This is a genomic window from Flavobacterium sp. C3NV, assembly GCF_046825355.2.
Taxonomy (GTDB): domain Bacteria; phylum Bacteroidota; class Bacteroidia; order Flavobacteriales; family Flavobacteriaceae; genus Flavobacterium.
Genome location: NZ_JBKQBJ020000008.1, coordinates 1 through 26,823, shown reverse-complemented (window position 1 = coordinate 26,823; position 26,823 = coordinate 1). Strand labels below are relative to the sequence as shown.

The 26,823-nt window shown below is 33.5% G+C and carries 24 protein-coding genes, 2 tRNA genes and 1 riboswitch; of the genes, 11 read left to right on the top strand and 15 right to left on the bottom strand.

Annotated elements, in window-relative coordinates; genetic code table 11:
• Positions 1–16: 16 nt before the first annotated feature.
• A riboswitch (TPP riboswitch) is annotated at positions 17–114 on the bottom strand.
• 119 nt (positions 115–233) lie between these two features.
• The 4 genes from ACIDC4_RS13005 to ACIDC4_RS12990 all read right to left on the bottom strand — a co-directional run bounded on the left by ACIDC4_RS13005 (position 234) and on the right by ACIDC4_RS12990 (position 2,784).
• Positions 234–800 carry a DNA-3-methyladenine glycosylase I gene (locus ACIDC4_RS13005; protein ID WP_412043200.1) on the bottom strand — a complete coding sequence of 189 codons (567 nt, stop codon included), beginning with the start codon at positions 798–800 and terminating at the stop codon, positions 234–236.
• 67 nt (positions 801–867) lie between these two features.
• Positions 868–1,305 carry a lipocalin-like domain-containing protein gene (locus tag ACIDC4_RS13000; protein ID WP_412043201.1) on the bottom strand — a complete coding sequence of 146 codons (438 nt, stop codon included), beginning with the start codon at positions 1,303–1,305 and terminating at the stop codon, positions 868–870.
• 130 nt (positions 1,306–1,435) lie between these two features.
• Entirely contained in the window at positions 1,436–2,107 is a 672-nt protein-coding gene (locus ACIDC4_RS12995) for a hypothetical protein (RefSeq protein WP_412043202.1), read from the bottom strand.
• 14 nt (positions 2,108–2,121) lie between these two features.
• On the bottom strand, positions 2,122–2,784 hold the full coding sequence (locus tag ACIDC4_RS12990; protein WP_412043215.1) for a queuosine precursor transporter: 663 nt from the start codon (positions 2,782–2,784) through the stop codon (positions 2,122–2,124).
• 180 nt (positions 2,785–2,964) lie between these two features.
• On the opposite strand from ACIDC4_RS12990, the gene ACIDC4_RS12985 reads away from it, so the two are divergent.
• Complete coding sequence (locus tag ACIDC4_RS12985) at positions 2,965–5,082, top strand: M3 family metallopeptidase (protein WP_412043203.1); 2,118 nt, start codon at positions 2,965–2,967, stop codon at positions 5,080–5,082.
• A 1,107-nt stretch (positions 5,083–6,189) separates the two neighbouring features.
• Here the strand turns inward: ACIDC4_RS12985 and tsf are convergent.
• The 6 genes from tsf to ACIDC4_RS12955 all read right to left on the bottom strand — a co-directional run bounded on the left by tsf (position 6,190) and on the right by ACIDC4_RS12955 (position 10,886).
• Entirely contained in the window at positions 6,190–7,152 is a 963-nt protein-coding gene (tsf, locus tag ACIDC4_RS12980; RefSeq protein ID WP_230035114.1) for a translation elongation factor Ts, read from the bottom strand.
• A 136-nt stretch (positions 7,153–7,288) separates the two neighbouring features.
• Complete coding sequence (gene rpsB, locus ACIDC4_RS12975; protein ID WP_072954405.1) at positions 7,289–8,089, bottom strand: 30S ribosomal protein S2; 801 nt, start codon at positions 8,087–8,089, stop codon at positions 7,289–7,291.
• Positions 8,090–8,265: 176 nt separating this feature from the next.
• Entirely contained in the window at positions 8,266–8,652 is a 387-nt protein-coding gene (rpsI, locus tag ACIDC4_RS12970) for a 30S ribosomal protein S9 (protein ID WP_099710716.1), read from the bottom strand.
• A complete protein-coding gene (gene rplM, locus ACIDC4_RS12965; RefSeq protein WP_160375569.1) occupies positions 8,652–9,107 on the bottom strand; it encodes a 50S ribosomal protein L13 in 456 nt (151 codons plus the stop codon). Before rplM ends, rpsI begins: the two co-directional genes overlap by 1 nt.
• Positions 9,108–9,300: 193 nt before the next feature.
• Positions 9,301–10,113 (bottom strand): ferritin-like domain-containing protein, encoded by an 813-nt coding sequence (locus ACIDC4_RS12960; protein ID WP_412043204.1) that lies wholly within the window; start codon positions 10,111–10,113, stop codon positions 9,301–9,303.
• A gap of 26 nt (positions 10,114–10,139) precedes the next feature.
• On the bottom strand, positions 10,140–10,886 hold the full coding sequence (locus ACIDC4_RS12955; protein WP_412043205.1) for a ferritin-like domain-containing protein: 747 nt from the start codon (positions 10,884–10,886) through the stop codon (positions 10,140–10,142).
• Between the two features lie 195 nt (positions 10,887–11,081).
• Between ACIDC4_RS12955 and ACIDC4_RS12950 the strand changes: the two genes are divergently transcribed.
• Positions 11,082–12,107 carry a LacI family DNA-binding transcriptional regulator gene (locus tag ACIDC4_RS12950; RefSeq protein WP_412043206.1) on the top strand — a complete coding sequence of 342 codons (1,026 nt, stop codon included), beginning with the start codon at positions 11,082–11,084 and terminating at the stop codon, positions 12,105–12,107.
• A gap of 69 nt (positions 12,108–12,176) precedes the next feature.
• On the opposite strand, the gene ACIDC4_RS12945 is transcribed toward ACIDC4_RS12950, so the two are convergent.
• The 3 genes from ACIDC4_RS12945 to polA form a co-directional block, all read right to left on the bottom strand.
• A complete protein-coding gene (locus ACIDC4_RS12945) occupies positions 12,177–13,298 on the bottom strand; it encodes a hypothetical protein (RefSeq protein ID WP_412043207.1) in 1,122 nt (373 codons plus the stop codon).
• Positions 13,299–13,429: 131 nt separating this feature from the next.
• Positions 13,430–13,783, bottom strand: coding sequence for a hypothetical protein (locus ACIDC4_RS12940; protein ID WP_412043208.1), 354 nt, complete (start codon positions 13,781–13,783; stop codon positions 13,430–13,432).
• Positions 13,784–14,375: 592 nt separating this feature from the next.
• Positions 14,376–17,222: a DNA polymerase I gene (polA, locus tag ACIDC4_RS12935; protein ID WP_412043209.1), complete on the bottom strand. Its 2,847-nt coding sequence runs from the start codon at positions 17,220–17,222 to the stop codon at positions 14,376–14,378.
• A gap of 312 nt (positions 17,223–17,534) precedes the next feature.
• Between polA and ACIDC4_RS12930 the strand changes: the two genes are divergently transcribed.
• The 7 genes from ACIDC4_RS12930 (at position 17,535) to ACIDC4_RS12900 (ending at position 22,257) form a co-directional block, all read left to right on the top strand.
• On the top strand, positions 17,535–17,732 hold the full coding sequence (locus tag ACIDC4_RS12930; protein WP_412043210.1) for a hypothetical protein: 198 nt from the start codon (positions 17,535–17,537) through the stop codon (positions 17,730–17,732).
• Between the two features lie 50 nt (positions 17,733–17,782).
• Positions 17,783–17,965 carry a hypothetical protein gene (locus ACIDC4_RS12925; protein ID WP_065448031.1) on the top strand — a complete coding sequence of 61 codons (183 nt, stop codon included), beginning with the start codon at positions 17,783–17,785 and terminating at the stop codon, positions 17,963–17,965.
• Positions 17,966–18,154: 189 nt separating this feature from the next.
• A complete protein-coding gene (locus ACIDC4_RS12920) occupies positions 18,155–18,829 on the top strand; it encodes a response regulator transcription factor (RefSeq protein WP_230035137.1) in 675 nt (224 codons plus the stop codon).
• 10 nt (positions 18,830–18,839) lie between these two features.
• Positions 18,840–20,177, top strand: coding sequence for a sensor histidine kinase (locus ACIDC4_RS12915; RefSeq protein WP_412043211.1), 1,338 nt, complete (start codon positions 18,840–18,842; stop codon positions 20,175–20,177).
• A 106-nt stretch (positions 20,178–20,283) separates the two neighbouring features.
• Positions 20,284–20,472 (top strand): hypothetical protein, encoded by a 189-nt coding sequence (locus ACIDC4_RS12910; protein WP_412043212.1) that lies wholly within the window; start codon positions 20,284–20,286, stop codon positions 20,470–20,472.
• 172 nt (positions 20,473–20,644) lie between these two features.
• On the top strand, positions 20,645–21,880 hold the full coding sequence (locus tag ACIDC4_RS12905) for a metallophosphoesterase (RefSeq protein WP_412043213.1): 1,236 nt from the start codon (positions 20,645–20,647) through the stop codon (positions 21,878–21,880).
• A gap of 74 nt (positions 21,881–21,954) precedes the next feature.
• The gene (locus ACIDC4_RS12900) at positions 21,955–22,257 is read left to right on the top strand and encodes a thioredoxin family protein (RefSeq protein WP_026728605.1); all 303 of its coding nucleotides are present in this window, start codon (positions 21,955–21,957) and stop codon (positions 22,255–22,257) included.
• Positions 22,258–22,282: 25 nt separating this feature from the next.
• Here ACIDC4_RS12900 and ACIDC4_RS12895 read toward each other — a convergent pair whose 3' ends face one another.
• Together ACIDC4_RS12895 and ACIDC4_RS12890 are read right to left on the bottom strand one after the other, a co-directional pair.
• On the bottom strand, positions 22,283–22,918 hold the full coding sequence (locus ACIDC4_RS12895) for a polysaccharide deacetylase family protein (RefSeq protein WP_065448024.1): 636 nt from the start codon (positions 22,916–22,918) through the stop codon (positions 22,283–22,285).
• A gap of 95 nt (positions 22,919–23,013) precedes the next feature.
• The gene (locus tag ACIDC4_RS12890; protein ID WP_412043214.1) at positions 23,014–26,292 is read right to left on the bottom strand and encodes a glycosyltransferase family 117 protein; all 3,279 of its coding nucleotides are present in this window, start codon (positions 26,290–26,292) and stop codon (positions 23,014–23,016) included.
• Positions 26,293–26,537: 245 nt separating this feature from the next.
• Between ACIDC4_RS12890 and ACIDC4_RS12885 the strand changes: the two genes are divergently transcribed.
• Positions 26,538–26,608, top strand: a tRNA-Gln gene (locus ACIDC4_RS12885).
• A 97-nt stretch (positions 26,609–26,705) separates the two neighbouring features.
• Positions 26,706–26,776 (top strand) — tRNA-Gln (locus ACIDC4_RS12880).
• Positions 26,777–26,823 lie beyond the last annotated feature (47 nt).

Here is a 26,823-nt window from a genome sequence, read left to right as displayed (position 1 = left end):
GCATAAAAATGCGCGCAGAAGTCATCTTACTTTTCCCTACGCTAGTATGAACTAGATCAGGTTCAGAGGGTAAAATCTCAGCCTGCTCATTAGCAGACACCCCTAAAGTGTGAAGCAAATATAATGTTTTTTTTAAAGTTTTCAGTCTTGGTTTTCAGTTTTCAGTCTTTAACTTAAAAAATTAAGCTCTAAAAGCTGAAAACCGAGATTGTGACTGAGACTAAAAACTGTGACTATTTTCCCTTTCGGGTAAAGCAATCTTCGACGTGATCGTTGACCATTCCGGTGGCTTGCATTTGAGCGTAAATTACGGTTGAGCCTACGAATTTAAAGCCTCTTTTTTTTAGGTCTTTGCTAATTTCGTCTGAAAGTGGAGTAGTGGCAGGGACGTCTTTTAGTGTTTTTGGGTTGTTGTCGATTGGTTTTCCGTTGGTGAATTTCCAGATATAATTGGAGAAACTTCCAAATTCTTCCTGCACTTTCATAAAGGCATGTGCGTTTGAAATGGTAGCGCGAATTTTAAGTTTATTGCGAATGATTCCGCTGTCTTGTAAAAGGGATTCAATTTTTTCTTCGGGATAATTGGCTATTTTTTTATAATCGAAATGATCAAAAGCAGCTCTGAAATTTTCTCTTTTATTTAAAATAGTAATCCAGCTTAAACCCGCCTGAAAAGTTTCTAAAATTAAAAATTCGAATAATGACGCATCGTCGTAAACAGGTATGCCCCATTCTTCGTCATGATATTTTTTGTATAAATCGCTGGCAGAACACCAACCGCATCTTATTTTGTCTTCCATTTTTTATTTCAAATGTATAAAAAAAACCTCCTTTCATTGAAAAGAGGTTTTATAAATCTAATATTAATTATTTTCTTTCGTAAATTGAAAATCCAGTAATTGATACGTTCTCTTCTGAATAAGCAAATTTTATTTTTAATCTGCTTTTACTTAATTCTAAAATTTCAATTTTAGATGTTTCATCATCTCCATATTTTAAATTTAATGTATTTCCGTCCTTAGTCCAGGTTCCGTTTTCAACATATGTGCTACATTTTGAATCCCAGAATTCTGTAGTTGTGTCTATGAATTTGCCATCTGCGAAATATTCAAAAGTTGCATTTCCGCAATTACCATCAGTTAAAATTGGTATAACAGATTCTTTTCCATTTGCTATTATTCCACTTTGTACTATTTCCCATTTCCCTTCGATTGATGCATTGTCATCATTATCGTCACTACTACATGATACCACGGATAAGCCTACTGTCAATATTGACAAAAATAAGATACTTAATTTTTTCATTTTTTTTTGTTTGTTTTTACTTGTTAAATTAATCAACAAATCTAAAACCTTTTTACGGTCAAAACAATTAAAAAAGAAAGTATTTTCTTATTTAATTTTAAGGGTTAATTTTTGATAATATTATTAAATATCATTTTCCTATTTGCCAGCTATATCCTTTTACGCCGGGAATGTAAGCAGAACGGCCAATGATGACCAATTCATTGTAGATTTTTTTGTCGTATTTAATGCCTATTGCAGTTCCTGAAGTATATAATTTATTGGCTTTGAAAGTAATTTTCATTAAGCCGTCCTTAAATTTAGCATCGGAGACTTTTTCTATAAACCATGTCGAACGCCATTTTACGGCAATTTCGTCATCATCGGTTTTTGTGATGCTTTTTACCAGTTTAACGGCTTCGTGCGGAATTTCGAATTGTTGAGTCAGCTGTTCCTGGGTTAAAGTTTGTCCAATTTTACTTCCGGAAAGTATTTTGCGTAAATTCACAAAAGTCATTAAGGTTTTGTTTGCCTCTTCGCTGAAATCTAGCGTATTATTTACATTGTGCTGATTTTGAATTTGCGGTTTTAATTCATTTTCTTCTTCAGAAAGAATATTCTTTTTAGAATTTGTATGTTTTTTTTGGGCATTTGGAAGAGCTGCCGTTTTGAGTGCTGTTTTTTTAAAGATTTTTGCCGAAACTGGTTCTAATTTATTTACAGGATAGGTTTTTTCTTTTTTAGATATGTTTTTTGCGTCGTTGCCACAGCCTGTAAAAAAATAGGCTATTGAAAAAAGTAAGATGGCAATTGTCATTTTCATACTACAAGGTAGTTTTATTCTTTATTATTAGGGTCGTCTTTAAGATATTTTTTTATTAAATGGTGTCCCAGATAAATTAGCGGAGTTAGCAAAACAGCGACTGAAAGTTTAAAAATGTAACCTGTTAGTCCGGAGGATATAAAAGTTTCGAAATTAATTTTTCCGGGTAACCAAAAGGCGATTCCAAGGACAATAAAAGAGTCAAATAGCTGCGAAATTACAGTTGAACCTGTTGTTCTGAGCCATATTTTTCTTTCTCCCGTTCGTCTTTTAAAGAACCAAAATATCCAGACATCGATTAGCTGAGATGCCATAAAGGCAATTAAACTACCTACAATGATCCACATACTCTGGCCAAAAACAGCCTGAAATTGTTCGTCGTTTACAGGACTAATTCCTTTTGCGGCCGGAATTACAATGGCCATAAATAATAGTAGGAAAGCATAAGCAATTAAACATGCTGTTATAAAAGACAGTTTTTTTACGCCTTTCTCGCCAAAATATTCATTGATTAAATCTGTGGTTAAAAAAACGATTGGCCAGGGCAAAATACCAATACTCATTACAAATGGTCCAATTTGAATTAATTTTCCTCCAATGAGTTCAGCTACAACGGCATTGGTTATAAAAATGCCTGCAAGGACAACAAAAACAATTTCTTTTCGGGTTTTAAACATGTGATGTGGTAAATGATGTGCCAAATTTAAACTATTTCTTTATAACAGGAAATGGGTAGTTATGAATTAAGTGGAGTGAGATGCTAATCTGAAAGTTAAAATTTTACTTCGAATGCTGATTTTTGGTTACATTTGAAACAATAACATGTTTTATTTTTATTTTAAATCAAATTAATGATAATGAAAAAATTAATGACAATTTTTCTCATGGGAACAACTTTATTTACGGCCACTGCGCAAAACAATTCAGATAATCCATTGCTGAAAAAATGGACAGGGCCTTACGGAGGAGTTCCTGCTTTTAATGAGTACAAAGTTTCGGATTTTAAACCGGCACTTCAATTTGCAATTCAGGAAAAACTAAATGAGGTTGATGCTATCGCAAATAATCCAAAGGCGCCAACTTTTGATAATACCATTGCTGCTTTAGAGCGTTCAGGAAAGACAATTGCCCGAATTTATACTGTTTACGGAATTTACGGTTCTACTTTAAGTACTCCTGAATTTGATGCTGTTGAAACAGAAATGTCTCCTAAACTGTCTGCTTTTAATGACAAGGTTTTACAGAATAAAAAATTATTCACCAAAATAGAAACATTGTACAACTCAAAGGAAAGTAAAAAACTGACCAGCGAACAACAACGTTTGATTTGGTTGTATTATACTGATTTTGTTCGTGAAGGGGCAAAACTGAATGAAAAAGACAAAGAAAAAGTAGCGAAGATTAATCAGGAACTGGCAAGTCTTTATACTAAATTCAGTCAAAATTTATTGGCGGAAGAGCACAATCAATACGTAGCCTTAAAAACAGAAAGCGATTTTGATGGTCTGCCTGCTGAAGCAAAAAATGCTGCAATTGCTGAGGCAAAAAGCAGAAAACTGGATGTGATGGGTTGTGTTGCAAACACACGTTCGTCTATTGAGCCGTTTTTAACTTTCTCAACTCGTAGAGATTTGAGAGAAAAAGCTTTTGAAATTTTTGTAAAACGTGGCGATAATGGCAATGCAAACGACAACAATGCAACACTTGTTTCTATTTTGCAATTGCGTACTCAAAAAGCAAATTTATTAGGTTTTCCTACTTTTGCTGACTGGAGCTTGTCTAACAAAATGGCAAAAGATCCTAAGAAAACATTAGATTTAATGTTATCAGTTTGGGAACCTGCTGTAGAAAAAGTACATCAGGACGTTGCTGAAATGCAGAAAATTGTGGATGCTGAAGGTGGAAAATTTAAAATTCAGCCTTGGGATTACCGTTATTATGCTGAAAAAGTTAGAAAAGCAAAATACGATTTAGATCAAAATGAGGTAAAACCTTATTTGCAATTAGAGAACTTACGTGAAGGTATGTTTTGGGTTGCAGGAGAATTATTCAACTTAAGTTTCAAACAAATTACTAATGTTCCGGTTTACCACCCTGATGTTCGTGTTTGGGAAGTGAGTAATAAGATTACAGGTAAAGTGGTTGGATTATGGTATTTTGATCCGTATGCGCGTGCAGGAAAACGTTCTGGTGCCTGGATGAATGCTTACCGTGACCAACAAAAAATGGATGGAGAGGTTCTGACAATTGTTTCTAATAATTGTAATTTTATAAAAGGAACTGGAAGCGATCCGGTTTTGATTTCTTGGGAAGATGCTACAACTTTATTTCATGAATTCGGACACGCGCTTCACGGATTATGTTCTAATGTAACCTATCCAAGTTTAGCAGGAACATCTGTTGCAAGAGATTACGTAGAATTCCCATCTCAATTGTTAGAGCATTGGTTGGCTACTCCTGAGGTATTGAATAAGTTTGCTTTGAATTATAAAACAAATCAGCCATTGCCACAATCATTGGTAGACAGAATTGAAAAAGCGTCTAACTTTGGTGAAGGATTCTCTACTGTAGAAACAATTTCGAGTTCATTGATCGATATGAAGCTACATTTAACGACTACGCCTATTGATCCTCATAAATTTGAAAAAGAAACATTAGAAGCGCTTCATATGCCTTCGGAAATTGTAATGCGTCACAGAATTCCTCAATTTGGACATATTTTCTCTGGTGATGGATATTCGGCTGGATATTACAGCTATTTATGGGCTGATGTAATCAATGCAGATGCTTATGAAGCTTTTACAGAAGGTAAAGGACCGTATGATAAAGAGGTTGCAAAACGTCTTTATGATAATGTTTTCAGTGTAGGAAACACTATCGATCAGGAGAAAGCTTACGAGAACTTTAGAGGAAGAGCTCCTAAGTCTGATGCATTAATGCGTGCGAGAAATTTCCCGATTATAGATAAAAAATAATAAGATTAAATTCTTGTTGAAATCCCCGGATAATGTAATTATTCGGGGATTTTTTTTGGAGTTTGAGTTTAATTTTTTGCCACAGATTTGTGGATTATAAAGATTTTAGTAGCAAGTTTATCAGGTTTGTTAAGCTTTGTAAAAGTTTAAAACCAAGAGTGTAGCGACTTTGTGAAAACCCAATTTTAAAGTTGGTACCTAATTTAATTTCTGTCTTCAAACATAGCCCGTGGTTTCAACCACGGGAGCACAATACGAGGCGTGATAATATTGCACCCCGTGGTTGAAACCACGGGCTATGTTTGGCAAGTTTGAAAGTGAAAAAACTTTGGCAAAGTTTAAAACCAAGAGTGTGAGAAACTTTTGTGAAAGCCCAATTTTAAAGTTAGTCCCTAATTTAATTTCTGTCTTCAAACATAGCCTGTGGTTTCAACCACGGGAGCACAATACGAGGCGTAATAATATTGCACCCCGTGGTTGAAACCATGGGCTATGTTTGGCAAGTTTGAAAGTGAAAAAACTTTGCCAAAGTTTAAAGCCAAGAGTGTAAGAAGCTTTTTGTGAAAGCCCAATTTTAAAGTTGGTACCTAATTTAATTTCTATCTTCAAACATAGCCCGTGGTTTCAACCACGGGAGTACAATACGAGGCGTAATGATATTGCACCCCGTGGTTGAAACCACGGGCTATGTTTGGCAAGTTTGAAAGTGAAAAAAATTTGTCAAAGTTTAAAGCCAAGAGTGTAAGAAACTTTTGTGAAAGCCCAATTTTAAAGTTAGTCCCTAATTTAATTTCTGTCTTCAAAAACATAGCCCGTGGTTTCAACCACGGGAGCACAATACGAGGCGTAATAATATTGCACCCCGTGGTTGAAACCACGGGCTATGTTTGGCAAGTTTACAAGTAAAAAAAAACTTTTTCAAAGAATTAAATACAAGTTCCTTGTACTATTTGTTTAAAACATTGGAAAAGTTCTTCTGCTCTGATGTAAACCTTAAATTGCAGCCTCTTTAATAATCTTATAAATCTAACCGAAGACAAGAATTATTAAAACAAAAAAAGCCCTGAATAAATGAATATTCAGGGCTTTTTATATTGAAATAATATATTAACCTAAAGTAACTCTTTTGAAACCTGTGATTTCAACGTTGTATCCTTTAACGTAATCACCAACTTTTTTACTGTCGTCTTTGATAAAGTTTTGATCTAACAAAGCTTTCTCTTGATCTAAAGTAGTATTGTCAGAGATAAAACGTTGAACTTTTCCTGGGATAATTTTGTCCCAAATTTGCTCTGGTTTACCTTCAGCTTTTAATTCAGCTTTAGCATCTTCTTCAGCTTGTTTTAAAACTTCTTCAGTCAATTGAGAGAAAGAAATATATTTAGGAACATTTTTTAAAGTTTTTCCTAAACGTTTTGCTTCTTCATTATCTTTTTCGATTACAGCAATACGAGCAGCAAGTTCAGATTCAACGAAAGCAGGATCAAAATCTTTGTAAGATAATGTATCAGCTCCCATAGAAGCAACTTGCATAGAAACATCTTTAGTTAAAACGTCAGCGTTAGGAATTGCAGCAGAAATTGCAGTTAATGCAGCAATTTTGTTAACGTGAACATAAGATCCAACGAAAGCACCTTCTAAAATTTCAAAACCACCGATTTCGATTTTTTCACCGATAACACCAGTTTGCTCGATTAATTTTTCAGCAACAGTAATTCCGTTGAAATCTGAAGCTAAAAATTCTTCTTTAGAAGAGAAGTTAATAGCTCTTTCTACTAATTCTTTAGCCAAAGTTACGAAAGCCTCATTTTTACCTACGAAATCAGTTTCGCAGTTTAAAGTGATGATAGCTCCTTTAGTATTGTCAGCATTGATAAAAGAAACAGCAGCTCCTTCAGATGAGTCACGGTCAGAACGGTTAGCAGCAACTTTTTGTCCTTTTTCTCTAAGGACTTGTATAGCTTTATCGAAATCTCCATCAGCTTCAACTAAAGCTTTTTTACAGTCCATCATTCCGGCACCTGTAGATTGTCTTAATTTATTTACGTCTGCAGCAGTAATTGTTGCCATAATATTTTGAATTTTAATGTTAAAAGTAAAAATTCCATCTTTTAAATTCTAAATTCCAATTTTATTAAATTATCAACATAACGTTTTTAATTTGTGGTTGGATTTTAGAATTTAAAATTTGGAATTTAAATTTGATTTATTCTTCAGTTGCAGGTGCAGCAGCTTCAACAGCTGGCGCAGCAGGAGCAGCTTCTACAGCAGCAGGAGCCGCAGCTTCTTCTGTTGTAGCTTCAGTTTCTTTGTCAGAACCTCTGTCAGAAAGACCGTCGATTACAGCAGCAGTAACTAAAGATAAAATTTTGTCAATTGATTTAGAAGCATCATCATTTGCAGGAATAACGTAATCAACCTCTCTTGGGTCAGAATTCGTATCAACCATTGCGAAAACTGGAATGTTTAATTTTTGTGCTTCTTTTATTGCGATATGTTCAGCTTTGATATCTACTACGAACAATGCAGCTGGTAGTCTAGACATGTCAGCAATTGAACCTAAGTTTTTCTCTAGTTTCGCACGTAGACGATCAACTTGCAAACGCTCTTTTTTAGATAACGTCATGAAAGTACCATCTTTCTTCATTTTATCAATAGAAGACATTTTTTTAACTGCCTTTCTGATAGTTACAAAGTTAGTTAGCATTCCACCAGGCCATCTTTCAGTGATGTAAGGCATGTTTGCAGCTTTTGCTTTTTCAGCAACGATGTCTTTTGCTTGTTTTTTGGTAGCTACGAATAAGATTTTTCTACCTGATGCAGCGATTTTTTTCAAAGCTTCATTAGCTTCTTCAATTTTAGCTGCAGTTTTATATAGATTGATAATGTGAATACCATTACGCTCCATATAAATGTAAGGGGCCATATTTGGGTCCCATTTTCTAGTCATGTGTCCAAAGTGAACACCTGCTTCTAGTAAGTCTTTTACTTCTATTTTGTTTGCCATTTTTGTACTAGTTTACGTTCTGTTGATTAGCAATGTATAAATGGCGGTTTCCCAGGCTTTATACATTTAGATGCTAAACTATTTCCTACCTCGGTAGGAGAGCAACAACAACTGTGTTTTTTAATTTCAATAAATAATTGATCATGTCTTGTCCTAATTGAACAAGACAGGTAATATTAACGTTTAGAGAATTGGAATCTCTTACGAGCTTTCTTCTGACCGAATTTCTTACGTTCAACCATTCTTGGATCTCTTGTTAATAAACCTTCTGGTTTAAGGATACCTCTGTTTTCAGCATTTACTTCACACATAACGCGTGCTAATGCCATTCTTACAGCTTCTGCCTGACCAGTTGAACCACCTCCGTAAACGTTTACTTTTACATCAAAGTTGTTTACATTTTCTGTCATAGACAATGGTTGTAAAACTTTGTATTGTAAAGTTGCAGTTGGAAAGTAAGTTGCGAATTCTTTTTTGTTTACAGTGATTTTTCCTGTTCCTTCAGAAACATATACACGTGCAACAGCGGTTTTTCTTCTACCGATTTTGTGAATAACTCCCATTACTTAAGATCGTTTAGGTTAACAGTTCTAGGTTTTTGAGCTCCTTGTTTGTGCTCTGGTCCTACAACAACATTTAGATTTCTAAAAAGTTCAGCTCCTAATTTGTTTTTAGGTAACATTCCTTTTACAGCTTTTTCTACTAATAATGCAGGGTTTTTAGATTGCAATACTTTAGCAGTTAAAGTTCTTTGTCCTCCTGGGTAACCTGTATGACGCATGTAAATTTTGTCATTCATTTTTGTACCTGTAAGGTTAATTTTTTCTGAGTTGATAACAATTACGTTATCTCCACAGTCAACGTGCGGTGTGTAACTTGGTTTGTACTTACCTCTTAAGATCATAGCAACCTTTGAAGCAAGACGACCTAAGTTATGACCTTCAGCATCTACAACAATCCACTCTTTAGTAACAGTGGCTTTGCTTGCTGAAATTGTCTTGTAGCTTAATGCGTCCATAATATTATTTTAATTAAACATTCCATCCCCAATAAAGGGGATGCAAAAGTACAATTAATTATTTTAAAACCAAATACCTGAAAAGAATATTTTATCTGCTGAAAATCAGGACATCAGTTTTATATTTAAAACAATAAAAAAAAAACCACCTTCACAATAACGCGAAGGTGGTTCAATATTTAGAATTGTTTTGTTAAACAATAAAGATATTTGCGATGTCAACGACCTGTTGTGTCGTAAGTGGTTCATCGTAAGCTTCTGATCCTGCGGAAGCTCCAAATGCGGCGGCTGTATTAAATCCGGCTTGTACCGTAACTCCTTCACCGGCATAAACGGCTTGTGTAGCTGCGGGCATTCCTGCACCTCTTTCATCATTAGAAATCCATCCTTTTAGTCCGCGTAGTCGTCGTACTTCTGATGCATGACGCGCTTCTACAGAATGTATTTGTAATGCTGCAGTCAATAAATCTGGTGTAGAAATTAAATTTCCTGCCTGACCTTTATAGGCTCTTACACCTGTATCTTCAAAGGCTTGTGCCAATGCTAAAAAGGTTTGATAGTCGCCAAACGGATTAAATGTTCCGCCAACAGTAAAGTCAAAAGTAGGTTTTGCAACAAAATTAGCACTTCCTGATCCGCCTAGTCCTGCAATTAAAAATTTAACATGACTGGATTCGTGTGCTGCTATTTGCTGGAAAACTTTTAAATCACGACCGCCGTTTTCTGATGCAGGAATTACTCCTGAATCTAATGCCATGGCATAAAATTCGTTTTCCAGATATTCTAAAGTTAAGGCAAACTGCAAAGCTCCAATAGGTGTTGCAGGTGTTGCGGTAATATCTTTTGCTAATGCCTTGTTTGCCATTGCAGATAATCCGAATGGGATTGATGCATATGCCAGTGTTTTCCCTATGTTTCCAAACTGATTAAAACTATCTCTTCTAGAGCCAGTGCTTCTCATTAAGCTGTCATCAGTAAATGTTTCTATAAATTTTAAAATATTCATAATTTCTAAGTTTTAGCTAGTTAAGATTAAGGTAAATATTTGGCAGTAAATTTTGTAGTAATGAAACCTCCTGCAATTGGTAAAATTTTAGAAGGATCTTTAGCAACATCCAAACCAGTAGATGTACTTATGATATCATCGCCAGCAAAATCCTTAGAGTTAGGATTAATTAAACTTCTGATAGCTGCAGCATGTCGGGCTTCGACCGAAACAATTTTCCCGGCTAATAGTAAATAATCGGCGCTTTTAATTAGTTTTCCGGCTCCATTATAAGCAGCAACTCCTGTGTCTTCCAATGCTTTTGCTGTTGCAAGAACTTCGGTACGGCTATTAAAATTCAGAGAACCATAATTAAAAGCTAAAGTAGGGAGTAATTGTGAACTCGGATCAGGAAGCGCTCCGGATAAAGCAGCTTTAAAAAAATCTCTGTGAATTACTTCGTGATGATACAAATCAGTTAGAACCTGACGTTCTGTATCATTAAACGCACTGTTAAAGCTTGTAGAATTTACAACTTTAGTATAAAAATCGGCTTCAAGTTGTTCAAGAGCATAAGCATAAGTTAATACTCCAAAATCTCCAGAGCCTAAATCAAAGACACCATTTCTAACTCCTGGTAACGATGTATCTTCCATATCGTTATCATTATCATTGTCGCTGCACCCAGCCAAAACCAAACCTGCAGTAACTAATGTTAGCCCGCTGAGCTTAAGGAAGCTCCTTCTGTTATTCAGTGAAGGGTCAACTTCATGAATTTTAACTTCGTTTTTCATAATCTAGGTTTTTTAAAAAGGTTAATAACATGTATTAAGTTATTAACGAAATTTTATGAGATGCGGTTTTAAAAAATCGCACTATTTTAAAATTATTTTAAAAAGACCTTACAAATTCAAATACTGGTAGGTGTTTTTTGTTTTATTTTAGGTAATTCTACTATATTTGTACTAATTACATAAAATTATTTTTAAATGAAAGCTAAAGCAACTCTAAAACAAATTGCGAAAGAATTAGGCGTTTCTGTATCTACGGTTTCTAAGGCGTTAAATGACAGTCCGGAAATTAGTGAGCAAACGAAGGTGAAGATTAAGGAGTATGCCAAACTCAAAAATTATAAACCGAATGTTATTGGTCTGAATTTAAAGAATCGTAAGACGAAAACAATTGGTGTAATTATACCTAATATATTAAACTCCTTTTTTGCTAAGGTTTTTAGTGGTATCGAAAAAGTAGCCGATAAAAAAGGATACAATGTAATCACGTGTATTTCGAATGAATCTTTAGAGAAAGAAATTCATACGCTTGAAATGTTGAGCAACGGAACAATTGACGGATTCATTTTGTCAGTTTCTCAAGAAGCTCAGAAACTTCAGGATTATAGTCATTTCTCTGCTATTATAAATGACGGAACTCCAATTGTAATGTTTGACCGTATTGCAGATGAAGTAGAATGTGATAAAGTTGTGGTTGATGATTTTGATTCGGCTTTAAACTCAACACAGCATTTAATTAATTTAGGATGTAAAAATATTGCCTTAATTTCTTCTGTTGATAATTTAAGCGTTGGAAAATTAAGAGCAGATGGGTATTTGAAAGCTTTAGCTGACAATAATATTCCGGTAAACGAGAAAATTATTCTTCGTACCGATTCTGAAGATGATATGAAAGCTAAGATTGATGCAATTTTCGACAACAAAATCGACGCTATTTTTGCTTTGGATGAAAATGATTCAGTTGCCGCTTTACGTGTAAGTTTGAAAAAAGGATATAAAGTACCGGAAGATATTTCGATTATTGGTTTTGCTGACGGAATTTTAGCTTCAAGACGTTTGTCACCAAGTTTGACTACAGTAAGTCAACACGGAATTGAAATTGGAGAAGTTGCCGCCAAACAATTGATCAAACGTTTAGAAGAGACTGAAGAAGAAACTTCGGATTATGAAACTATCGTTATCAAGACGAAGTTGAAAGAACGAGAATCGACAAGAAAGAAATAAAAAACAAAAAAAACCATTCGCAGCAACGAATGGTTTTTTGTTTTTAACAATGTTTTTTAATCTGTTATTCTATTTTTTGACAAGGTATAGATTTTTGGTTTCGTTGTCAGAAATTATGGTAAACTTCAAATTAGGATTAAAATAATAGCTGTATTTTTCTTTTACTGAGTTTTCCATTTTTTGTTTATTGTCACTAGTGGAGTCATATATTGACCTTTCTTTATTGTCATAATCATCCAAATAAACATCTTCTTTTTTAAATTTTAGTGTGTCTTTTTCAAAAGCAATATTGATATACGCAATTCCTTGCCAGTAATAATAGGTATATGGACTGTTAGATTGAGTCTGTCCAGCCATATTTGATTCGTATTTTAATTTCTGATAATATTTGATCTTTATTTTATCGTTAGGTATATCGCTTAATAGATTTTCATTAATGATTTTTTTATTATGATCATTGCTTTGAATTCGGGCATTTTTAGATATCTCTGAACCAACTCCATATAGTACATACCATTGGTTATTTGCAAAATAAACTATGGATTCTCTTTTGTCAACAGGTATTGAGTCATCTCTCCATGCGTAAAAAGGTTCCAGATAAATAGAATTTGGAACTATAGTGTCGTAATAATATTTTGATAATCTTTCGGTAGTCCAGGTTAAGTCTTTGTTTATGGCGATAAATGCTTGCTTTGCTTTGTTTCCATCTGCTGGCCAAGTTTGATAGTATAAAAACGCTTTGTTTACTATTTGCTTATTAAGTAAAACAATATCACCAAACTCAGATTGATCTGAAGAGGAAGTTTTAAAGGTTGTTGTGTCTAAAACTTTTCCAAAGGAGTCTAACTTAAACAATGTGTTAGAAAAATTACTACCACTATTTCCTCCTCCATGATCAAAGGCTTCTGTTTTGGTGATCACTTTAACCATGATTTTATCATTAGAAATTGAAAGAACCTGAAAATTAAAATTATATGCTCCTCCTTTATGAAATAATGTTATATCATGATTACCGAATTTTTTTACTTCAGATAAATTTTTGTAATCGACAAGTTCGCTTGGTAATTTTGTGCGAGGAAAAAGATTTATAAAAAAAGTATCAATACCCAAAGCAAGACCAACATTAATTTGATATACTAAAAACAAAATAATTATTGTCGCAATGGAGTATTTGATTGTTTTCTTTTTCATTTCAGTTTTTTAATGCGCCTATAACCAATCTTTATCCAATCCAAGTTCTACATCTAAAAGGACGTTAATTATGATTGGCGAAAATTGGTTTAAATTCAATGTCTTTTTTATAATTATATTTTGAATTTTATTTAAGAATTTCTTGCAATTAAAATTAATCCCAATATAAAAGGAAGGGCATAAAAAGCTAATATAACATAATTGGTATTTCTCAAATATATTTTATTCTTCTTATTAAGCTTCGAAGTTTCACTTAAAAGTGTAACAATTATTAAAAAAAGGATGAAAAGAGAAAAGAAAAAAGCGATATATGCCATTCCTATGTTGCCTGAATAATCTACAATCGAGTATAATAGAAAAAAAATAAAAAGAGGAATGATTATTCTGATAACGATGTGAACAATTATGTTGAATAGGTCTGAGTCTGTATCTTCTTCTGGTTGAGTATTTTTAATCTCAAAAAGTTTATTTAATTCTTCATTCATGATACTCTTTATTTATTGTTTTTTGTATAATGCTACAAAAAAAGGCAATAATCCGACATACGCTAGAAATTGTAGAAATCCTATGATTTGTGATAACCGATAGTATACTGCCTGATCTATTGGTATTGATGCAGCAGATTGTATAAACCAAAATAAATTTACTGTTGCAAGTATGCAAATTGATATTATTGCTAATAAGGTATTTTTTTTCATTTTTACTTAAAGAAGATTAATCTTGTTATTTTGTATTTTTTGCAATATACGAATTTTCTTATTTGAGTTTAATCATAGGTTGAATTTTCTCGAGTCCATCATTATCAAAACAAAATTGAAAGAAAGAGAATCGACAAGAAAAAAATAAGTATATATTAAGGTTATAAAAAAAAGGACTGTTCTTCTGAATAGTCCTTTTTTTATACATTATTTATATCAATTTCGGTATTTGTGTCATTTCGACGAAGGAGAAATCTTCGCGAGAAGCTCGACAAAGATTAGCGATTTTGATTGCGGAATTTCTAGTGTGATTTCTCCTTCGTCAAAATGACAAAATTGCGTAGAAATCTAAAATCTACAATCAAAAAATCTAAAATTATTAGTGCGCTTCTAGCCAATCTTTACCCAAACCAAGTTCAACATCTAAAGGAACACTCATCATAAATGCATTTTCCATTTCGTGTTTAATCATAGGCTGAATTTTCTCGAGTTCATCATTGTGAACATCGAACACAAGCTCATCATGTACCTGAAGCAGCATTCTTGATTTCCAGTTTTCTTCTTTTAATTTTTTGTGAATGTTGATCATCGCGATTTTAATCACATCGGCAGCACTTCCCTGAATTGGTGCATTTACGGCATTTCTTTCGGCAGCACTTCTAACCACGGCATTTGCAGAGTTAATATCTTTTAAATATCGGCGACGGCCTAAAATCGTTTGTACGTATCCATTTTCGCGGGCAAATTCTATTTGTTCGTTGATATAAGACCTTAATCTTGGATAAGTTTTGTAATACGCTTCAATCAAAGCAGCACTTTCGCTACGGGATAATGAAGTCTGATTGCTTAAACCAAAAGCAGAAACACCATATATAATCCCGAAGTTTACCGTTTTGGCATTGCTTCTTTGTTCGCGCGAAACTTCGTCTAAAGGAACATCAAAAACTTTTGCAGCGGTTGCTTTGTGAATGTCTTCTCCGTTTTGGAAAGCGGCAATCATATTTTCTTCTCCGCTTAATGCGGCAATAATTCTTAATTCTATTTGCGAGTAATCCGCAGAAATTAAAGTATGGTTTTCATCACGGGCAACGAAAGCTTTACGAATCTGACGACCTCTTTCTGTACGAATTGGAATATTCTGTAAGTTCGGATTATTAGAACTCAAACGTCCCGTTGCGGCAACAGTTTGCATATAATCAGTATGAACGCGTAATGTTTTTTGGTCTACTTGTTCCGGCAAAGCCAAAATATAAGTGCTTTGTAGTTTTACCATCTGGCGCCAATCCAGAATTTGTTTTACAATTGGATTGTCGTTGGCTAAATAAGTCAAAACCTCTTCGCCAGTCGCATATTGACCAGTTTTGGTTTTCTTTTGTTTTGCTCCGCCAATTTTTAATTTATCAAATAAAATATCTCCTAATTGTTTTGGAGAAGCAAGGTTGAATTTCTCACCGGCGGTTTCGTATATTTTTTCTTCCAGAGATTTAATTTCAATGTCCATTTCTTTAGACATTATACTTAAAAACTCAACATCTAAACGAATTCCTTCTGTTTCCATATCGGCCAGAACACTTACTAATGGAATTTCGATTTCTTCAAATAACTTTTTAGTTTCGGTTTTGTCTAATTCGGCAGTAAAAAGTTCTTTTAATTGTAATGTAATATCAGCATCTTCGGCAGCATATTCCTTGATTTCTTCAAGAGCTACATCGCGCATTGTAATTTGATTTTTTCCTTTTTTACCAATTAATGTTTCAATTGATTTTGGAGAATATTTCAAATACGTTTCAGCTAAAATATCCATATTATGACGCATATCCGGATTGATCAAATAATGCGCGATCATCGTATCAAAAAGTTTTCCTTTTACAACAACGCCATAATTAGAAAGGATCTTTAAATCGTATTTTAAGTTTTGACCAATTTTTTCGATGTTTTCATTTTCGAAAAACGGTTTAAATTTATCTACTAAAATCTGAGCTTCTTCCTGACTTTCCGGAAACGGAACATAAAATGCTTTTCCTTTTTCATAAGCAAAAGACATTCCGACTAATTCTGCGTGCAAAGCATCCAGACCAGTAGTTTCAGTGTCAAAACAAACAGCAGTCTGTTTTTGTAAATTCTGCAAAAGCAATTTAATTCCTAAATCACCTTCAATGGCTTGATAGGAGTGAGGTGTGTTTTCTAAAGTATTGTAAAACGAAGTTCTCTCTTCTGTGTTTTCATCTGTAGTAGCACCGCCTCCAAATAAATCAAACTGATCTTCGTTTTTAGGTTGTGGTTTTTTATACAATTTAGCGTCTGAAGGCTGACCTGCATTCGCCAGTTCATTCCCGCCGCCTACTTTAAATAAATTATCAAATTGTTCGGCCATTCTTCTAAATTCCAATTCCTGAAAAATAGCGTCGGTTTTTTCGATATCAGGACGTGAAAGTTCGTAGTCATCCTCATTAAAAACTACATCACAATCGCATATAATAGTGGCTAATTTTTTAGATAAAATTCCTTTTTCTTTATTGGCTTCGATATTCTCTTTCATTTTACCTTTCAGTAAATGCGTATTTTCAAGAAGGTTTTCCATCGATCCAAATTCTTTCAGGAACTTTTTGGCAGTCACTTCACCAACTCCTGGTAATCCCGGAATGTTATCGACAGCATCACCCATCATTCCAAGAAAATCGATTACCTGTTCAGGTTTTTCGATTTCAAATTTTGCCAAAACTTCAGGAACGCCCCAAATTTCGATACCATTTCCCATACGGGCTGGTTTGTACATAAATATATTTTCAGAAACCAATTGAGCAAAATCCTTATCAGGAGTCACCATAAAAACTTTGTAGTTTTCTTTTTCAGCTTGTTTAGCAATAGTTCCAATCAAATCATCAGCTTCGCAACCTTCTATTTCTATAATAGGAATGTGCATTGCTCTTAATAATTCCTGAATATAAGGTACAGCAATTTTTATCGCTTCCGGAGTAGCGTCACGATTGGCTTTATATTCCGTAAACATTTCAGTTCTTACATGACTTCCGCCTTTGTCAAAAGCAACGGCCAAATGATCTGGTTTTTCACGTTTAATAACATCCAAAAGCGAATTCATGAAGCCCATAATCGCTGATGTATCCATTCCTTTTGAGTTGATTCGTGGATTTTTTATAAAAGCATAATAACCACGAAAAATTAATGCATAAGCATCGAGAAGAAAAAGACGTTTTTGAGTTGACATAAAAAAAATATTAGTCTGTAAAAATAAACAATTGGGTCTCAAAAATTAATCAAAAAAGAAATTTTTTACCATATAAGTAATATAAGTACATTTTAGTAGAGATGAATAGCATTATAGGGAAGCAAAGCAGTGCGTATAACATTTCGGTGATAAAATTAAATGAACTTATTACTTATATGGTGGAAAAGCACCCAATAGTTAATGTCAAGTTAAAATATTTATGATCAGAGATTTCTTCATTTTGTCTTCATATTACAGGGGTACATTTGATCTATAAAATAAAAGGTATTAATTTTTTAAATAGTAGAAATCATGAGAAATTTATTGATGTTATTAGTAGCAGTTTTTGGCACAAGTGTTATGGTAAGTGCTTTTCCTGCAAAAGATGTTAAAGCAGCTCCTGCAAAAGAAGTAAAAGCTACAAAACACCCAAAAGCCAAATCTGATAAAAAAGTGAAATCAGAAAAAAGCGAGGCGACTAAAGTAGAGACTGCTAAAGTAAAAAAATAAGAAAAGGTTATTGTAAAATAAAAGGTTAATTAATTTAAAATTTAGAAATCATGAAAAATTTATTGATGTTATTAGTAGCAGTTTTAGGAACAACTGCAATGGTAAGTGCACAAACAGCTCCAACTCAGGCAGCCCCTGCAAAAGAAGTTAAAGCTACAAAACACCACAAAAACAAAGCTGATAAAAAAGCAAAAGCAGAGGCTCCCAAAGCAGAGGCAGCTAAGGTGAAATAATAAAAGTTGTTTTTGTTTTGCTTTCAAAGAATTGTAAAGGAGGCAAAACAGAAGTAATGATTATGAGAATGCAGATGGAGAAAGCTGGTAAAGAAATTTATCAGCTTTTTTTGATTCGTTAATTTTTTAATAATGCGCAATAATGTTTTTTAGAATTGATTAAATTTATTTGCGCTTAAATGCTCTGTTATGAATATTTTAATTGTTGAAGATAATAAGGAACTAGCTGTCGAAGTTTATGATTTTTTATGCAACGTAGGTTATGTTTGCAAGATTGCTCATAATTGTGCCGATGCCCTTGAAGAAGTAAATAGTAATGATTATGATGCGATGCTTCTGGATCTTGGTTTGCCTGACGGAGATGGATTTGAGGTTTTGCAGACGGTTCGAAAAACAAAATCGAAAATAGCGGTTATTGTGCTTACGGCGCGAGGTGAACTAGATGACAGAATAAATGGCCTGCATCTTGGTGCCGATGACTATTTGACTAAACCTTTTGCCCTGACAGAACTTAGCGCGAGATTATTTGCCGTAATTCGCAGAATTCATGGTTTTACTGTAAATAGTTTAAGTATTCATGGATTTTTGCTGCAGCTTCAGGATTATAAAGTGAGTTACGATAGTGTTCCAATTAGTCTTACGAAAAAGGAATTTGATATTTTTCAGTATTTGGTTTTAAATAAAAATCGCGTAATTACCAGATTACAACTTACAGAACATATTTGGGGAGATATCTTGGAGGTCAATTCAGATTCTAATTTTATTGATGTTCATGTTCGAAATCTTCGAAAAAAACTCGACAAACATACGGCTATAGATTGGTTTGAAACCGTTAGAAATGTTGGTTATCGTATTAATGAGTAAATAAAATATTGTGAAGATAAAGCATCAATTGGCTATTTTTAATGCACTAACAAGATTGTTAGTGATTTTGGTTTTATGGCTAATGTTGCCCATTTTGGTCGAAAATGTTGTTTACCGGCATATTAATAATGGATTGCTGGAGAAAAAGCAAAAATTCATACAGCATTTAGATCAAAATGAAATAAATGATTTTATCGAAAACTCAGATGATTCGACCGAAACCTATTCGCAGTTTTCGACCTTACATAGTGAGTTTTTAGTACTTTCTAAATCGCCTGTAAAAATTGCCAAAAAGAAAGCTGTTTTTACTAATGAATATCGCATTATAGAAGGTGAAGAAAATGAATATAGAATTTTACAATATCATTTTACTTTTGGTAATCAGGGATATAATTTAGAAATAGGAAGCAGTCTTGCGGAAATAAATGACCTTACATTTATCATCAGATTTTTTATTATCATTGTTTTTGTGGTTATCCTGCTGATTACTTTTTTGGCAGATACTTTTTATATCGAATATTTACTGAAGCCTTTTTATAAAATTATTGATACTAAAATAAGGCGTGTCAACGAACCTGAAGCATTTGATCATACGCCAATAAAAGCGAGATCAAGGGATTTTAGGGAACTCGATTTTGTTTTAAATCAGATGATGGATCGTATTGCAGAACTTTTTAAAAAAGAAAAACAATTCATATCAAATGTTTCTCATGAGTTGCTTACGCCTATTGCTTTACTTAAAAACAAGTTCGAGAATTTGCTTCAAAATGATTCTCTTGATGATAATGCTTTCGATAAAATTGCGGGTTCGCTTAGAACATTAGACATGCTCAAGAAAATCATCAATAACTTATTGTTGATTTCCCGAATCGAAAACAATCAGTACGAGGCAAATGAGGATGTCAATTTTCATGAGATTATTGCAGATCTTCAGGAGGATTTGCAAGATCGAATTGATGACAGGGAAATTCAGTTTTTAAACAAAATGGAACATGATTTTTTCTTTACAGGAAATAAAACACTGATTCATATTTTGATTTATAATCTGGTAACCAATGCAATAAAATACAATAAACCCAACGGAAGCATTATAGTTACAGATGGTTTTTTAAACGATCGTTATTTTATTTCGATCGCAGATTCCGGTATAGGTATGAATGCTGTTCAAATCGAAAATATATTCAACAGGTTTGCCAGAATTAGTTCAGATCAGGAGGGTCAGGGGTTAGGGCTTGCGATTGCGGATAGTATTGCATCTTTTCATCATATCGAGATAAAAGTTTCTTCTGCTTTAAATGAAGGTACAACCTTTATGTTGCTGTTCCCGGAGGTTTTAAAACACAATTAAACGTTAATTTTTTCAAAGTCGTTCAATCTTCATTTTGTCTTCATTTAGCGTATATATCTTTGAGGTATAATAAATGAAAATATTAATAATCATAAAAACTTCAATCATGAAAAAATTAGTAATGTTAGCAGTAGCTGTTTTAGGAACAACTGCAATGGTAAGCGCTCAAACAACTCCAGCTCAAACAACTCCGGCAAAAGAAGCAAAAGCTCCTAAAAAAGCGAAAAAAGCAGACAAAAAAGCGAAAAAAGCTGAAGTAAAAGCAGAAGCAGCAAAGCCAGAAGCTAAAAAATAAAACAATACTGGTTTGATTTAAACCGTGTTGTGGATTATAAAGGTTTTAAAAAATTTGGTAGAGAAAAAGCTGGTAGAGAAATCTATCAGCTTTTTGTTATTTGAGTTAAATTTTTGATAATAAAAAGCGATAGAAATTTCATTCTTTGTTACTTTGCTTAAAACTATAAATAATGATCATTCGTTTTGTAATTCTATGTGCTCTTTTTCTATTTATTGAGTTCTATTCTTATCAGGCCTTTCGTACCTTAGTTAAATTGAGATGGGTTTTGATTAGTTATCAAATTATAAGTTTACTGCTTTTAATTTTTATCATTTACTCTTTTACGCAATTTGATCGTTCTGTTGGGCAAACCAAGCAAACCATGTTTACAATGGGTTTGATGTTATTGGTTTATGTGCCAAAAATAGTTTTGACACTTGTGATGTTTGGAGAAGATATTTTTAGAATAGGGGCAAGCATCCTGAATTACTTTATGTATAACACACCTCGTTCAGAGATGATGCCGAACAGGCGAAAGTTTGTTAGCCAGATAGCATTGGGTTTGGCTGCCGTTCCTTTTTTATCATTGATCTACGGAATTTTTGAAGGGAAATATAATTTTAAAGTTTTCAGGCAGACGATTTATTTTCCTGATTTACCTGATGCTTTTGATGGATTTAAAATTACTCAGATTTCAGATGTTCACAGCGGTAGTTTTGATAATCCTGAAAAAATAAATTATGCTATTGATTTGATTAATGAGCAGGAAGCGGATATGATTTTATTTACAGGAGATATTGTAAATACTCATGCTAAAGAAATGCATCCTTGGTTAGAAACTTTCAACAGAATAAAAGATTATAAATACGGGAAGTTTTCAGTTTTAGGAAATCATGATTACGGAGAATATGTTACATGGCCTTCTGAAAAAGAAAAAGACGAAAACTTCAAAGAAATAAAAAGTCTTTACGGACAAATAGGATTTGAACTTTTGCTTAACGAACATACTTATATCCAAAAAGGCGATGATAAAATTGCACTTATTGGAGTAGAGAATTGGGGACATAATTTTAAAAAGGCAGGAGATTTAAATAAAGCATCTCAAAACGTGCATCAGGACGATTTTAAGGTATTAATGAGTCATGATCCGAGTCATTGGGAGTATGAGATAAAAAATCATCCTAAGAACTTTCATTTAACGTTGGCCGGTCATACGCACGGTATGCAATTTGGAATTGAAATTCCGGGGTATTTTAAGTGGAGTCTGGCACAGTACATATACAAACAATGGGCAGGATTATACGAAAATGTTGGCCGATACGTTTATGTAAATCGTGGATTTGGTTTTCATGCTTATCCGGGACGTGTGGGTATCATGCCTGAAATAACGGTGATTGAACTAAAAAAAGGGAACAATGTGGCTTAATTCGTTAAAAATGCTACATTTGTATATAATTATCTCTTTTTAACAGAATAAAAAAGAATTAAATTTTTGGTTTTATGTCAAAATTTGGAGAACTTATAAATGCTCAGGTTCCGGTGTTAATTGATTTTTACACTGATTGGAACGAATCATCTGTATCGATGCATCCTGTTATTAAGGATGTTGCGGCTGCACTAGGCGACAAAGCCAAAGTGATTAAAATTGATGTGGATAAAAATCAGGAATTAGCAGAAGCCTTACGTATAAAAGGATTACCTACTTTAATGATTTATAAAGAAGGGCAAATGATCTGGAGACAATCAGGTGAACTTGATGCAAATACCATTATCGGAATTGTCCAGGAGCAATTCAATCAATAAAATACTACTTTTTATTTGATGTTATTTAGTGAATAATATCAAATGTATAGCCGTTTTCCTTTAAAAAGTGTAACGTTTTAGGCAGGGCAAATTTTAAATTAGGCGAAGCTTTTATGCTGTCGTGAAATACAATTACACTTCCAGATTTTACATTTTTAGTAACGTTTTCAAGGCACTTTTCAGGAGTAATAGTCTGGTCAAAATCTGCGCTCAAAACATCCCACATAATAATCTTGTAGCCCAGTTTTCTTAGGATTTTAGATTGTGCTTTTTTAATTTTCCCGTAAGGCGGGCGAAATATCATATTGCATGTTTTTTCTTCTTCTAAAACAGCAGCACAATTCTTTACGTTTTCTATATAATCGTCATTATTGCTTTTCCATCCATTTACATGATTCATGGTATGGTTGCCTATCGCGTGTCCGTCTGTGAGTAGTTTTTCGAATAAAGCTAAATTGGCTTTTATGTTTTTTCCTATGCAAAAGAAAGTAGCCTTTGCATCAAACTTTTTCAATTCAGATAAAACCCAGTCTGTAATCTCCGGAGTTGGGCCATCATCAAAGGTGAGGTATATTTTCTTTTCGTTGTTTGGGATGTCCCAACAGTACTTAGAAAATACCCTTTTGATGAATGAATTTGTTTTTACCCAATAAAAGCTCATTTTAATTTGTTTTACAGATATGTAAAAATAAAAAATGCAGCGCTATTTATCAAGTTGCGCTGCATTTTTTTAATTGCTATGTTTTTCGTATATTATTATTCTTTTTCTCTTCCAAAACGTTCAAAAACATTTACATAAGTATTAAATGTCACTTTGTGTTTTTCGTAAAAAGCAAGATCTTTATTTTCTTTCATCACTTGCAATAAGCTTCTGTAACGCTCAATATCAGTAATGATATCAATAGCTAAGTCGGTTTGATCGCCAGGCGTTAAGGTTGCGTAATAATTTAGTTCTTCTTTGTATTTATTAACTAGTTTATTCAGCAAATCATGTGCTTTTGCAGTTTCACCAACTTTATAATATCCTCCTGCAAATGGTTCTACTAACGAGTAGTATCCGTATTTGTCCAGCGGCATTTTTGTTATTGCCAGGTTGATGATGTTTTTGGCTTTATCAATTTTGCCTTCTGCAATAAGCTGATTCATCAAGCGTGACAAGTTTGTGCGGTATGTAATACTGTTTCTTCTGGTTTCAGGATCATGGTAAATGTTACCGTTGCTATTTCCCCAATCCCATTTCATTACAATGTCGTACATTTTATCAGCATCAATTTGTCCCATGTCCATAGGTCCGCCATCTTTTGAAGGTGTGTTTTTAATAGGAACTAATTTGTACACCATTCCGTCTAGTTGTAAATAATCTTTCAACCATAAATAATCTTCATCGTCAAAAGCGCCTCCACTAAAATAAATTGGTCTTTTCCAGTTGTTATTAGCAAGGATATCCAACATCATTAAACGGTTTTTATATAACGCACTTCCTTTGATGTCAATATCCATATAAGGTACGATAGAATCGTTGTATTTAGGATTAACAACTTTATTTTTAATGATGGCTTCTTTATCAACATTAAGTCTGATTTTATTCGTTGGATAAAAATGAATTGTTTGTCCGTTTTGTAAACCTACAGTCGATTTTGGATTTTTAATAAAATCAATGAAATCTTTTATGTTCCAGCGTGTTTCGATTTTAGGAATATGAGCAACATAATCTAAATTATCACCCACATATTGATCGTGTGTAAAAGATATTGGCAACGGATCTGACTCGTATGCTTTTGCTTTCATTTGATCGATATACCAATCTGTCATAAATAAACTTGTGTTTACAATTTTAACATCGGTTCTAATACCTTCAATTTCCTGTGCATACCATAACGGGAACGTGTCATTGTCTCCAATAGTAAATAAAATAGCGTCTTTATCACAAGAATTTAAATAAGCTTTTGCCATTGCCACTGCAGTATATTTTCCTGATCTGTCGTGATCATCCCAGTTTTGAGCCGCCATTAAAACAGGAGCAGCTAATAAACTTGCAGCAATGATAACCGGGCCTGCAATTTTAGGCGCAATGTATTTTTGAATAGTTTCATAGAGAGAATAAACTCCAAAGCCTATCCAGATCGCAAATACATAAAAAGATCCTACAAGGGCATAATCTCTTTCTCGAGGTTCAAAAGGTCGCTCGTTAAGGTATATTTTCAATGCAATTCCGGTAAAAAGGAATAATGCTAAAAGCACATAAAAACTTTTAAGATCTTTATTGGCGTGATACATTAAACCAATAAGCCCAAGAATAAATGGTAAAAAGAAATAAACGTTTCTTCCTTTATTGTTTAAAACATCTGATGGTAAATTGTCCTGAGAACCAAGGTGTAAAGAATCAAGGGCTTTGATTCCGCTAATCCAGTTTCCGTCAAGATTGTCGTATTTTCCCTGAACATCACTTTGGCGTCCAACAAAGTTCCACATTAAATATCTCCAGTACATATATCCAAATTGATATTCGAACATAAAACTGAAATTATCTATAGCTGTTGGTTTTTCGATAATTAAATAATCACCATAGCTTTTTAAGAATTTAACGTAACCTTCGTTGTCAATTTGTTTTTGAGCATACGCATTTCTGAATTCAGAAATTGTTTTTTCAACCTCATTACGCAATTGTGCTGTAGCTTTATTATATTCTTCTTCGCTTAATTGGCTTGCGTCAATTCCGTATTTTCCTAAATCCTGTTCGTAATCGTAGTTAGGATTTATCTTGAATTTAGGAGGATTTGTAAAACTGATATAGTTTTGAATGTGTCCTGTTTCAGTACTCCACATTCTTGGTAAAAGCGCTTTTTGATTGTCGTCTGAATTCTGACTAGCGTTTTTATAATTATTGGTAATGATATATTTACCGGTTTTATAATCTCTTTCGTAGTTAGGTTTTTTGTCTGAGTATGGGTTTTTTGCATCAAGACCAGCAAAAACTTCTGTGTATTGAGGACCATAAAACAAAGGATTTACACCGTATTGTTCACGATTGTAATATGCTAAAACCTCTGCAGCATCTGATGGCTTGTTCTCGTTAATTACAGGATTTGCATTAGCACGAACCGGTAACATCATCCAGGTTGAGAAACCAATAAAGATAAATAAGATGCAAAGAATGATAGTGTTATAGAAAACTAACCCTTTTTGTTTTGTGAATTTTAATCCAAAATAAAAGAACGCAATTAAAACTAATGCTACAAATAGAGTTCCTGAGTTAAATGGTAATCCAATGTTGTTTACCATGAAAACCTCAGTATCTGCAAATGCTTCCATAGTTAATGGTAAAAGCAATTTGAAGATGAATAATAAAATACCAATTACCACCACATTGGCGATAAGAAAGTTTTTAATGGTAACTTTTTCGTAATGTTTAAAGTAGTAAAGAAAACCTATTGAAGGAATGGTAAGTAAAGCCATAAAGTGAACTCCAAACGAAAGTCCTACAACCAGTGATATCACTAATAACCATTTGTTTCCTTTTGGTTTATCCATGTCTTGTTCCCAACGAAGACCAAGCCAGAAAAGTAATGCGATCAATAAAGAAGCCATGGCATAAACTTCGGCTTCAACGGCATTAAACCAGAAACTATCAGAGAAAGTATAGGCTAGGGCTCCAACAAAAGAACTTCCTAATATTACAATAGAATTGTTTTGATTAATTTCTGAAAAGCGTTCTATAATCTTTTTCAAAATCATAGACGAAGACCAAAACATGAATAGAATAGTAAAAGCACTTGAAAAAACAGACATCATATTTACCATTACAGCGACATGTTGAGCATCGATAGCAAACATGGCAAAAAATGCGCCCATCATCTGGAATAAAGGTGCTCCGGGAGGGTGACCAACTTCTAGTTTAGCTGCTGTGGCAATATATTCGCCACAATCCCAGAAGCTCATAGTTGGTTCAACAGTTAATGTATAGGTAGTTAAAGCGATTGCAAATGCAAACCAACCAATAATTGTATTCCATTTATTGAAATTGAATTGTGCCATATTTAGGTGTTATAATTATGTGTATTTTCTATCTTACAAAGAAAATGTTTTTTTGTTGAAAGAGAAGAGCATTAACATAAAAATCTACAAAAGTATTTGTTGTGAGTAATGTGTTGTTTGTGAAATACTTGTAAAAAGATTACGAGTTACGGAGAAGAAAAAACGAAAAAAAACGAATTTTTTTTATCAAAAAGTTTGCGCAAACTAAAAAAAGCTCTAAATTTGCACTCGCTTAACAGCAACGCTGGTCTATGGTGTAATGGTAACACAACTGTTTTTGGTGCAGTCTTTCAAGGTTCGAGTCCTTGTAGACCAACATAAAAAGCCTCTCAATCGAGAGGCTTTTTTATTCAAAAAAAAAGTTGTGCAAACTAAAAAAAGCTTTAAATTTGCATTCGCGTAAGCATTCTTACTGGTCTATGGTGTAATGGTAACACAACTGTTTTTGGTGCAGTCTTTCAAGGTTCGAGTCCTTGTAGACCAACATAAAAAGCCTCTCAATCGAGAGGCTTTTTTATTCAAAAAAAAAGT